The sequence below is a fragment of the Rhodoluna limnophila genome, from assembly GCF_005845365.1.
Classification (GTDB): domain Bacteria; phylum Actinomycetota; class Actinomycetes; order Actinomycetales; family Microbacteriaceae; genus Rhodoluna; species Rhodoluna limnophila.
Genome location: NZ_CP040509.1, coordinates 403,466 through 414,947 on the forward strand (window position 1 = coordinate 403,466; position 11,482 = coordinate 414,947).

At 53.6% G+C, this 11,482-nt stretch carries 10 protein-coding genes; 7 read left to right on the forward strand and 3 right to left on the reverse strand.

Going from position 1 to position 11,482, the window contains the following annotated elements; all coding sequences use genetic code 11:
* Window positions 1-36 precede the first annotated feature (36 nt).
* Both FFA38_RS01995 and FFA38_RS02000 read right to left on the reverse strand, forming a co-directional pair.
* A complete protein-coding gene (locus tag FFA38_RS01995; protein ID WP_138276030.1) occupies window positions 37-1,395 on the reverse strand; it encodes an aspartate aminotransferase family protein in 1,359 nt (452 codons plus the stop codon).
* Between the two features lie 120 nt (window positions 1,396-1,515).
* Window positions 1,516-1,989, reverse strand: a complete 474-nt coding sequence (locus tag FFA38_RS02000; protein ID WP_138275148.1) for an Lrp/AsnC family transcriptional regulator — start codon at window positions 1,987-1,989, stop codon at window positions 1,516-1,518.
* Between the two features lie 173 nt (window positions 1,990-2,162).
* Between FFA38_RS02000 and FFA38_RS02005 the strand changes: the two genes are divergently transcribed.
* From FFA38_RS02005 to FFA38_RS02030, 6 genes are all read left to right on the forward strand, one after another.
* The gene (locus FFA38_RS02005) at window positions 2,163-3,599 is read left to right on the forward strand and encodes a gamma-aminobutyraldehyde dehydrogenase (RefSeq protein ID WP_138275149.1); all 1,437 of its coding nucleotides are present in this window, start codon (window positions 2,163-2,165) and stop codon (window positions 3,597-3,599) included.
* 82 nt (window positions 3,600-3,681) lie between these two features.
* On the forward strand, window positions 3,682-4,698 hold the full coding sequence (locus tag FFA38_RS02010; protein WP_138315365.1) for an FtsK/SpoIIIE domain-containing protein: 1,017 nt from the start codon (window positions 3,682-3,684) through the stop codon (window positions 4,696-4,698).
* 109 nt (window positions 4,699-4,807) lie between these two features.
* Window positions 4,808-6,010 (forward strand): ABC transporter substrate-binding protein, encoded by a 1,203-nt coding sequence (locus FFA38_RS02015; protein WP_138275151.1) that lies wholly within the window; start codon window positions 4,808-4,810, stop codon window positions 6,008-6,010.
* A 12-nt stretch (window positions 6,011-6,022) separates the two neighbouring features.
* Window positions 6,023-7,147, forward strand: coding sequence for an ABC transporter ATP-binding protein (locus FFA38_RS02020; RefSeq protein WP_138275152.1), 1,125 nt, complete (start codon window positions 6,023-6,025; stop codon window positions 7,145-7,147).
* Window positions 7,148-7,149: 2 nt separating this feature from the next.
* Window positions 7,150-8,073, forward strand: coding sequence for an ABC transporter permease (locus tag FFA38_RS02025; protein WP_138275153.1), 924 nt, complete (start codon window positions 7,150-7,152; stop codon window positions 8,071-8,073).
* Window positions 8,070-8,876, forward strand: coding sequence for an ABC transporter permease (locus FFA38_RS02030; protein ID WP_138315366.1), 807 nt, complete (start codon window positions 8,070-8,072; stop codon window positions 8,874-8,876). The genes FFA38_RS02025 and FFA38_RS02030 overlap by 4 nt, the downstream gene beginning before the upstream one ends.
* Before the next feature lie 64 nt (window positions 8,877-8,940).
* On the opposite strand, the gene gabT is transcribed toward FFA38_RS02030, so the two are convergent.
* Entirely contained in the window at window positions 8,941-10,275 is a 1,335-nt protein-coding gene (gene gabT, locus FFA38_RS02035; protein WP_138315367.1) for a 4-aminobutyrate--2-oxoglutarate transaminase, read from the reverse strand.
* A gap of 75 nt (window positions 10,276-10,350) precedes the next feature.
* On the opposite strand from gabT, the gene dxr reads away from it, so the two are divergent.
* Window positions 10,351-11,436, forward strand: coding sequence for a 1-deoxy-D-xylulose-5-phosphate reductoisomerase (gene dxr, locus FFA38_RS02040; protein ID WP_138315368.1), 1,086 nt, complete (start codon window positions 10,351-10,353; stop codon window positions 11,434-11,436).
* Window positions 11,437-11,482 lie beyond the last annotated feature (46 nt).

Consider the following 11,482-nt stretch of genomic DNA (forward strand, 5'->3'; position numbering starts at 1 on the left):
CATCGTCGTTCGACGCGAGCCAAATTCTGTGGAGAACTACATCGCCCGCCAGGCTTCATCCAAGCAACCGCGGAGAATCTGTTCGATTTCGTTGAACTGATCCGGTCCGATAGTTAGGGGAGGAGCAAGTTGGACTACTGGGTCGCCACGGTCATCTGAGCGGCAGTAGAGCCCTTCTTCAAACATGCGGTGTGACAAGATTCCGCGGAGCAGCTTCTCGGACTCAGCGTCGTTGAAGGTTTCCTTGGTGTTCTTGTCTTTCACAAGCTCAATGGCGTAGAAGTAACCCTCGCCTCGAACATCGCCCACAATTGGCAGATCGCGCAGTTTCTCAAGCGTGCGGCGGAATTCTGGTGCATTCCGACGAACATTTCCGACCAGGTCTTCCTCGTCAAAAATATCTAGGTTCTCCAGAGCAACTGCACAAGAAACTGGGTGGCCACCGTAGGTGTATCCGTGTGGGAACAGTGTGGTGCCCTGCTTGAATGGCTCAAAGAACTTTTCTGACATGATCAATGCACCGATAGGAGCGTAGGCCGAGGTCATACCCTTGGCGCAAACCAGCATGTCTGGTTCAAAGTCATACATCTCTGAAGCAAACATGGTTCCGATTCGACCAAAACCGTCAATGGTTTCATCGGCTACCAAAATCACGTCGTACTTATCGCAGATCTCGCGGACCCGCTTGAAGTAGCTCTTTGGCGCTGTGAAACAACCACCAGAGTTTTGGACTGGCTCAAGGAAGAAAGCTGCAACCGTGTCTGGGTCTTCAAACAGAATCATTTCTTCAACTCGGTCGGCTGCCCACTTGGCAAAGTCTTCCTCTGTCTCGAAGTCGTCCTGAGCGCGGTACCAGTTGGTGTTTGGTACACGGAATGTCGATGGAACAAGTGGCTCAAAGGCCTTTTTCATCGATGGAATACCGGTTAGCGAAAGCGCTCCGTGCGAGGTGCCGTGGTAGGCAACTGCGCGAGTGAGTACCTTGTGCTTCATCGGCTTGCCCTGAAGTTTGAAGTACTGCTTGGCAAGCTTCCAGGCTGTTTCGTTGGCCTCGCCACCACCAGTCGTGAAGAAAACTCGCGACATGTTCTTTGGTGCGTACGAGAGTAGGCGCTCAGATAGTTCAATTCCCGGTTTGTGAGCGTGAGACCAGAGCGGGAAGTAGTCCAACTCCTTCATTTGCTTCGCGGCGGCCTCGGCCAGGCGGTGGCGTCCGTGACCAGCGTTCACCGAGAAAAGGCTTGAAATGCCATCAAAATACTTTTTGCCATTTTGGTCCCAGAAGTGGTGGCCCTCGGCGTGAGTAATTATCGGAATTTCGCCGTTCTTGGCGAAGTATGGGCTGTGGCGGGTGAAGTGCAAGAACATGTTGTCCTTGGCAGCCTGCTGCAGCATTTGTGGGGTTGGTTCCTGACCTGCTTTACGCGCGTCAAGGAGAGGGGTGGCGGATTCTGCTTTCTTTCGATTCCAGATAGCCATTTGATATCACTCTTTACTATTTGTTTGGCTGGAGACTCATCTGGTGCCCCAGTTGTAAACCTGCTTTTGCACCTTCAAGTACACGAACGATTCGGTAGAAGTTACTCCGGGCAGAGTCCGGATCTTTGAATTGAGGAGGGCGATGAGTTCATCATCGTTCTCACAGACCACCTCAACCAAAATGTCAAAGCTCCCGGCGGTCAGGACCACATAGTCAACCTCGGGCATCGCGGTCAGCTTTTTCGCGATTTCTCTGGTGTCGCCGCCGCAGCGAACACCGATCATTGCCTGGCGATGAAACCCAAGCTGTTTTGGATCTGTCACGGCCACAATCTGAAGTACGCCAGAATCCGTAAGTTTCTGAACTCGCTGGCGCGCGGCGGCCTCGCTTAGTCCAACGTTCTTTCCGATTTCGGCATAGGAACGGCGCCCGTCAGTCTGCAGCTGCTCGATGATTGATCGAGAAACATCGTCTAGCTGCGTTGAGTTGGTGCGTTGGACCCGTGACATACAACGATTTTGACAGTGAAAAAGCCTTTTAGCAAACGAAAACGCGCTTGAGTCGCCATTTCGCGACTGATTTGATAGCGAATTGTGATATTTGCCTTCGGATTCATGATTTTGCCGCTAGCCAATCCTGATTAGAATCGCAACTGAAGCCTAAACCTCTAAGGAGAAGACCGATGTCGGTGCGACAACTGAAAAACTTCATCAATGGTGAGTACGTTGATTCAAAGTCTGGGGAAACCAGCGAAGTAATTAATCCGGCCACCGGAGAGGCTTATGCCCACGCTCCGGTCTCGTCGGCAGCAGATGTCGATGCTGCGTATCAGGCCGCAGCCAAGGGCTTCGAGGAGTGGAGTCAATTCACTCCGAGTGAACGCCAACTAGCCCTGTTCAGAATTGCCGACGCACTCGAAGCCCGTGCTGAAGAGGCTGCCGATGTGGAGTCGGAAAACACTGGAAAACCTCGAAGCACCCTGGTCGAATACGAGATGGCTCCATCGGTGGACCAGATCCGCTTTTTTGCCGGCGCTGCCAGAAACCTAGAGGGCAAGGCCGCTGCCGAGTATGCCCGTGATCACACGTCATGGATTCGGCGTGAGCCTATCGGTGTGATTGGACAGGTCACCCCTTGGAACTATCCACTCAACATGGCCGTATGGAAATTTGCTCCTGCAATTGCAGCGGGCAACACGGTGGTCATCAAGCCTTCAGACACTACGCCAGCATCGACCCTTCTCCTGGCCGAAATTGCCGCAGAGTTTTTGCCAAAGGGTGTGTTCAACGTGGTTGCTGGCAACCGAGACACCGGTCGCGCAATGATTGAAAATGAAATTCCTCAGATGGTTTCGATTACCGGATCCGTGCGAGCAGGTATGGAGGTTGCTAAGTCTGCTGCCACCGACCTAAAACGCGTGCACCTAGAGCTGGGTGGCAAAGCGCCAGTAATCGTTTGTGCTGACGCTGATTTGCAGAAGGCGGCTGCACAGATTGCAATCGCCGGATACTTCAACGCAGGTCAGGACTGCACGGCCGCTACCCGCATCTTGGTGCACGAGTCCGTTCACGATGAGTTCTTGGCTCTATTGGTAGCCGAAGTAAAGGCAAACGCAATTACTGGCGACCCGAGCCGTGACGACATACTTTACGGTCCACTGAACAACGCGGGTCAGCTTGAGCGCGTACAAGGCTTTATCGACCGTCTGCCAGACCACGCCAACCTCGAAACTGGCGGTGTCCGTGTTGGTGATCGGGGTTACTACCTAGAGGCTGCAGTCTTGTCAGGTCTAAAGCAAAAAGATGAGCACATTCAAAGTGAAATTTTTGGACCGGTGGTGACCATCCAGAAGTTTGCCAACGACGATGAGGCGCTTCGCTGGGCCAACGATGTCAAATACGGTTTGGCATCATCTGTGTGGACGCAGAACCACACCCGTGCCATGCGGTTCTCAAAGAGCCTCAACTTTGGTTGTGTCTGGATCAACACGCACATTCCACTGGCGGCTGAAATGCCACACGGCGGTTTCCGTCACTCGGGTTACGGTAAAGACCTTTCACAGTATGGCTTTGAGGACTACACGCGCATCAAGCACGTTATGAGTTACATCGGAGACTAGTGCCGCTAGCTTTCAGCTGGGGTTTCTCCACAGATTTGACCGATTGGGTCCAGGCACGAGCGCTTGGACCCAATCTTTTTGAATGCAATTCGTGTGGTTAGTGCCTTCAGTGATTCTGGGTCTCGTGGCAGGAGCCACCACCGGCGCCTGGCACATGCTGGCATTGGCCCTGCTGTCACTAATTATTTTTCCTTTGGCCGCCCGAGGTCGACGAAGCCGTGAAATTGATCTTTCCAAACCCATCGAGATTGTTGATGGGGTGGTCTACATCGGGGATAGACAGCTGCCGCGCTGGCAAATCTTTTGGAAACAGGAGTGGCACGACGCCCTATACCGGAAACTCAAGCCGGAACTACAAACCCGCAGAACAATTGCTCGGCTGACAGCGGCACACCAGTGGCTGGAACAGGCACCCGGGGGTTTCACTGTCGGAGCCACTGAATTAGGTGAGCCTGTGGCTTTGAAGCTAGATGGGGCCGAAGCCCACCTCCTGGTCATCGGAGCAACCGGATCGGGTAAAAGTATTTTGCTCAAGCAACTTGTTTCTGGCGCCCTCGCGTCGCGAGAGGCACTAGACGGGCGGTGTCGGTTTTGGCTCTTGGATTTCAAAGGGGGAGCAGCCTTTGCTGGCTTTAGCACCAGTCCGGCTGTTGAACGATACGTCACAGACATCGATGACCACGACCCTGTCGAGCTCTGGAAGCAGGTGGGGGTTGAATTGATCCGGCGTGAGACAGCGCTGGCCCGGGGTGAGGCAATTGAGAATCAACTCTTTATTGTCATTGACGAGTTGGCTGAGGTGTTCTTGCGCTCGCCGAATGCGCAGCCAGCTTTAAGTAGCCTGCTGGCACGCGGTCGTTCTCTCGGAATGCACCTTATCGCCGCTTCGCAGGCGCTCACCGGTGTATCGCAGGCAATGCTCGCTAACTTTGGGGTCCGTATCCTCCTTGGGCGCGCCGACCCGGTGACTCAGTCGCAGTTGGGGTTTAGGTCCGCCGCCGACAGGCTGGAGTTGCCCTCGGGTTGGCTCTCTGGTCAGCTGAACTTCAGTTCAAATGTTTCCAGCAGGTTTATTTTTTCTGCGGCACCCCTGCTCTGATTTCACGCGCGCCGGACTTTATGGCAGTATGTGATTGAAAGCGCGACTCTGCGCCTTTGGTTGTGTTGGTTGGGCCAATGAAGGCCCCTCTTGTTTAGGAGTCATGGCAATGAATAAGCCTCTTCCGGAAGACCCAATGATTAGCGAGCTAGTTGCAAATGCTCGACGTCACCAAATCACCAGACGCGCAGCTTTGGCTGGCGCAGGCGCAACCGCGGCCGCAATTACCCTCGCTGCATGTGCACCCGGAGGTTCAACCGAGACCGGCCTGACTCCTGCCGAAGATCTTTCTGAGTCCGAGAAGGTAATTACCTGGGACAACTGGGCTGCTTACCTTGACGGTGAAGAAGACGCCAGCTACCCAACATTGAAGGCTTTTGAAGCTGAAACCGGAATCAAGGTTTACTACGACCCTGAGGCCATCGTCGGAAACAACGAGTACTACGGCCAGGCTGAGAAGCAGTTGCTTGCAGGGCAGGACATCGGCGCCGACACCATGTGTCTTACCGATTGGCAGAATGCGTTCCTGATCGAGTCAGGGCTGGTTCAAAAGTTAAACCTTGCGAACATTCCTAACCACTCGAACATGAATGCTTCAGTGGCGTCGCCAACTTTTGACTCTGGCCGCGAGTACAGCATGCCTTGGATGTCATTTATGACCGGTATTGCTTACAACAAAACCCTTTACAAGGAACTAACCGGCAAAGACGCCCCGACTTCGGTGGCTGACCTGTGGCAGCCAGCGCTCAAGGGCCGTGTGGTCATGCTGAGCGAGTACCGTGAGGCTGTAGGTCTGATCCTGATTTCTCAGGGCATCGACATTGCTAATGTCACTGAAGACCAGTACATGGATGCTGTTGACCTAGTTGCCAAGCAGGTAGCCGATGGCCAAATCAACACCAAGGGCCAGGGTTACATCGAGTCATTCGATCAAAAGAATGCTGTGGCCGGTTTGGTGTGGTCTGGTGACCTTGAGTGGGGAGACGAGTACGGCTTTGTGATGGACCCGAACGGTGCCACGCTAAACACCGACTCTTTCACCGTTCCGATGGGTGCTCAGCACAAGACCAACGTTGAGAAGCTAATCAACTACTACTACGACCCAGAAGTTTCAGCTCAGGTAATTCTCGGCGGTGTGGTTTACGCACCACCGGTTGCCGGAACCAAGGAAATCGTTGCCGCAGCAGATCCAGATCTAGCCAACAACCCGCTAATCTTCCCTGATGCCAGCAAGCTTCAGACATTCAGAACTTTGTCTTACGCAGAGCACTCAGCGTTCAACGAAGCGTTCAACTCAGCTACTGGCGTTTAGGCAGGTTGGTGAGTGAACCAGAACTCTAATTTTTCCGGCGCAGATCTTGACCTGGTAGGAATCCGAAAGGAATTCCCTGGTTTTACTGCGATTGAAGACCTAGATCTTCACATCCCAGCCGGTCAATTTTTTGCTCTGCTAGGCCCGTCAGGTTGCGGTAAAACCACGACCCTGAGGCTAGTTGCCGGACTCGATGAACCTACTACCGGAAAGATTCTTCTTGGCGGCAAGGACATCACTGATTCCAAGCCGCACGAGCGCCCAATTAACACTGTTTTCCAGAGTTACGCGCTCTTCCCTCACATGTCAGTGCTCGAAAACGTGGCCTTCGGTCTTCGTCAGCGCAAAGTTGCCGATCCCTTGGCTAAGGCTCAAGAAGCACTGACTCTGGTTCAACTTCAGCACCTGGCAAATCGCAAGCCGCAGCAGCTATCGGGTGGTCAGCAGCAGCGTGTAGCACTTGCTCGCGCACTGGTAAACCGCCCATCGCTATTGTTGCTGGACGAACCTCTGGGCGCACTTGACCTGAAGCTTCGTCGCGAAATGCAGATTGAGCTCAAGGCAATTCAAGTTGAGGTTGGCCTCACCTTCTTGCATGTGACTCACGACCAGGAAGAAGCCATGGACATGGCTGACACCGTGGCAGTTATGAACAAGGGCCGAATTGAGCAAATGGGTGCTCCTGAGGCACTATACGACCGCCCAAAAACTGTTTTTGTCTCGAAGTTCCTGGGTCAGTCGAATCTTTTCGTTGGCGATGTTGTCGAAGAAAATGTCAACGCCGTCAGTATCAATGTTGCCGGCAACAAAATCTCAGTGCCAAAGGCTCGTGCTGAAAAGCACTCGGGCAAAATCGCCATCGGTGTTCGCCCAGAGAAGGCATTCTTCCATGAGGAGCAGCCGGCTTTGGATGGCGGTCATAACCTAATCGGCCCGGGCGAGATCATGGACATTCGATTCACCGGTGTGAGCAACCAGTATTTGATTGACATCCCAAACATCGGTGAAGTCACAGTTTTTGCTCAAAACATTGGCAAGAGCCCAGTGACTGAAGTCGGGGCCAAGGTTTGGGTGAGCTGGAAGGTAGAGCACAGTTTTGGGCTCGGCGACCTGCCAGAGAACCACGCCGGAGCATAGCCGTGGCGTTTGGAGCATTTGCGCACTCAACCAGCGATGTTAAGCACGCTGACACCGAACGCAAATCATCACGTGTTGCCTGGGTCCTATTGGCTCCGGGTTTGGCTTACCTAGCCCTATTCTTCCTAGCCCCGCTGTTCTCACTGATCGCTGTTTCGCTCGGCAGCATTGAGGCCGTTAGCTTGGCTGATCAGGGGTTCAAATACGGTTTCAACATCCAGAACTTCGCGCCGTTGGCCACCGACTACCTGCCACACGTCTTGCGTTCGTTCTCGTACGCACTGATGGCGACCATCGCGGCGCTGCTGATTAGTTATCCGCTCGCGTACTTCATCGGTGTAAAACTGCGCAACCGCCCGTTGCTGCAGAGAATGCTGGTGACTCTGGTGATTGCGCCGTTCTTCATCAGTTTCTTGCTTCGCACGCTTGCCTGGTCTCAGATCTTCTCCAACGAGTCTTGGATCGTAAAGACTCTTCAGGACCTAAGTTGGTTGGCTCCTGACCAGTACATCATCGGCACCCCGTTTGCTGTTGTTTTTGGTCTGACCTACAACTTCATTCCGTTTATGACTCTGCCGCTCTACACCACACTTGAAAAGCTGGATGTTCGGCTGCTCGAGGCTGGAGGAGACCTTTACGCGAGCCCAAGCAAGGTATTTGCCAAGGTGACTTTGCCGCTGTCTATGCCGGGAATCATCTCAGGTACGCTGCTCACTTTCATTCCTATGGCTGGTGACTACGTAAACGCCAGCAAGAACTTCCTCGGCTCGGCTCAAACTCAGATGCTCGGAAACGTGATCGAGTCCAAGTACATCAGTGAGCACAACATGCCAATCGCATCGGCGCTATCAGTTGCGCTGATGGCGGTAATCCTGGTGATTGTTGGCGTCTACGTAAAACGCACCGGGAGCGAGGACCTGCTTTGAAAACAAATAAGCTCAAGGGCCTTGTCCTGCCTTTCTACGCGATTGTCGCCTTTGTATTTCTGCTCACACCGATTGCGTACACCGTAGCCTTCTCATTCAACGACAGCACCAAATCCAATGCGCAGTGGCAGGGTTTTACCCTGGACAACTGGCTTAAGGTTTGTGAGCGTCAGGGCGTTTGCGAGGCAGTCGGCAGCTCGATTCTTATCGGTGTGGTTTCAACCGCCATCGCTACGGTTCTTGGCACCATGATCGCCATCGCGTTGGTCCGCTATAAATTCAAGGGTCGCAAATGGGTGAGTCTCGGCCTATTCTTGCCGATGGCCACACCTGAAGTTGTCATGGCTTCGGGGCTGGCAGCTGAGTTCTTCAACATCGGTTTGGGTCAGGGATACACCACCATCATTCTTGCCCACGTAATGTTCTGCCTGTCCTTTGTGGTGGTAACGGTAAAGGCTCGTGTTCAAACTCTCGACCCGGCGCTTGAAGAAGCCGGGCGCGACTTGTACGGCAGTCCGAGTGCGGTTTTCCGAAAGATCACCCTCCCGCTGCTCATGCCTGGTATCGCTGCAGCTGCACTGCTGTCATTTGCACTGAGTTTCGATGACTTCATCATCACGTACTTCAACGGTGGCCAAGCTGTGACTACGTTCCCAATCTTCATTTACGCCGCGGCAACCCGCGGAGTGCCAGCCGAGGCAAACGTAATTGGTTCGGCGGTTTTCTTCTTGGCAATTGCCATTGTGTTGATTGTTCAGGTCAGGGGAGCGGTCAAGGCAAGACTTCTAAAGAAGGTTAAGTAACGCATCGCAAAGTTTTAGGTATAAAAAATCCCCCGACCAATCTGGCCGGGGGATTTTTTGACTTTTACAGAGCTGCTAGTCCAGCTTCTAGAACGTCCATAGCATCGTTCAGCAAGGCATCCGAGATTGCCAATGGCGGTAGGAAGCGGATTACGTTGTAGTAGGTTCCGGCGTTCAAAATCAGCACACCATTGCTGTGGCAGTGCTTTACCAGGGCATCAACCGCTGCCTTATTCGGGTTTAGCGTGCCAGGCTCGATGAACTCAATAGCCATCATGGCTCCGTGACCACGGATGTCTCCGATCACCGGATACTTAGCCTTCATCGCCTCGAGGCGTTCACGAATTACCAACTCGATTGCTGCGGCGCGTTCGATAACACCACCGGCTTCAATCTGCTTGAGCACGGCTACTGCTGCAGCAGCTGCGACTGGGTTTCCGCCGAAGGTGCCGCCAAGACCGCCAGGGTGTGAAGCGTCCATGATTTCTGCACGACCAGTAACAGCCGAGATCGGCATACCGCCGGCAATGCCCTTGGCGATTGTGAATAGGTCAGGCTCAAAGCCCTCTTCCCACTCGCTAGCAAACCACTTACCGGTCCTGGCCACACCAGACTGAACCTCATCGGCGACTACGACTACTCCGTTGGCTCGTGCCCACTGGCTCAAGGTGCGAAGGAACCCTGGCGCAGGCACGATAAAGCCACCCTCGCCCTGGATTGGCTCAATAACAATGGCCGCTAGGTCTTCGACGCCAACGCGCTTTTCGATGTAGTTGATAGCTCGCTGCGCAGCTTCCTCACCGGTCATACCCTGTGGGTCACGGTAAGGGTAAGACATAGGTACGTGCTGAATACTAGCTGCAGTTGGGCCAAAACCGTTTCCGTATGGAGCAGCCTTGAAGTTCATCGAGAAAGTTAGGTTGGTGCGGCCGTGGTACGCGTGGTCAAAAACCACAATGCCGTTCTTGCGGGTTGCCTTGCGGGCAATCTTTACCGCGTTTTCAACTGCCTCAGCACCCGAGTTGAACAGGACTGACTTCTTCTTGAAGTTACCCGGGGTGTACTTGTTCAAAAACTCGCAAACCTCAACGTAGTTCTCGTAAGGAGTGAGGGTGAACAGAGTGTGGGTGAGTTTGGCAACCTGGTCTTGAACCGCCGCCACAACTGCTGGGTTGGTGTGTCCAATAGTGGTAACACCGATGCCTGAACCAAGGTCAATCAGCTGGTTGCCATCTGCATCGACAACGATTGCACCGTGTGCCGCCTCGATGTAAATCGGCAGTGCTGCACCGGCTCCAGCCGAAACAGCTTCAAGCCTTCTTGCGTGCAAAGCTTGTGACTTTGGGCCAGGGATTGACGTGACTACTTTGCGCTCTTGCGCGACTGGGAACTCGCTCATATGTAAAAGTCTAAGCCTCCTAAACCGTCAAGTCCTCCCCAACGCCAAACTCGCTGGTAGTGGCAAGATGGACTTATGCGTCGCGTAATTATTTTGGGCTCAACCGGTTCAATCGGCACCCAGGCCCTTGAGGTAGTAGCAGCCAACCCTGACCGATTTGAGGTTGTGGGTTTGGCCGCCGGAACCAACCGAGAACTCCTTGCCGAGCAGGCATCGAAGTTTGGGGTGAAATACGCGGTTTTGGGTGCTGAAGATGCAACGAAGTTGGTGTTGGACACCGACGCCGACGTCGTGATCAACGGCATAACAGGTTCAATTGGGCTGGCGCCAACTTTAGCTACCTTGAACAGCGGCAAAACCCTTGCTCTGGCAAATAAAGAGTCACTAATCGTCGGCGGTCGGTTGGTAACCGCCGCAGCAAAACCAGGCCAGATTGTTCCGGTGGATAGCGAGCACTCTGCGCTGGCCCAGTGCCTGATGGCCGGAAAGCACTCTGAAGTGCAGAAGTTGATTTTGACCGCATCTGGAGGCCCATTTAGAGGTTGGACTCGCGAGGCTCTAGATGAAGTGACGCCGGAGCAGGCTCTGGCACACCCAACCTGGGTTATGGGCAAGGTGGTGACCACCAATTCGGCAACCTTGGTCAACAAGGGGCTCGAGTTAATTGAAGCTCACCTGCTATTTGATATTCCATTTGACCGAATTGCGGTAACTGTTCACCCACAATCAGTGGTTCACTCCATGGTCGAATTCATCGATGGTTCGGTGTTGGCACAGTGTTCGCCACCAAACATGAAGCTTCCGATTGCCTTGGGCATGTCCTGGCCAGATCGAGTGCCTAACGTTGCGCCAGCGTGCGATTGGACTAAAGCAGCGACCTGGACTTTCGAGCCGCTCAATGAATCTGTTTTTGGTGCGGTCAAGCTAGCCCGTCAGGTGGGTCAAGCCGGCCAAACCTATCCAGCCGTTTATAACGCTGCCAACGAAGAGGCCGTCGAAGCTTTTCATCAACGACGGATTGGATTCAACCAAATCGTAGATCTCATCAAGCGCGTAGTTGACGCCCATGAACCAGAAAAAGAACTTTCACTTGAAGGAGTCTTGGCAGCTGAAAAATGGGCTCGCGACCGAGCACAGGCATCGATGGTCACCGCGTGCTAAGCATGGGGTTTGCGCCATTCAGAAAATTGTCAGAGACCACAGATAG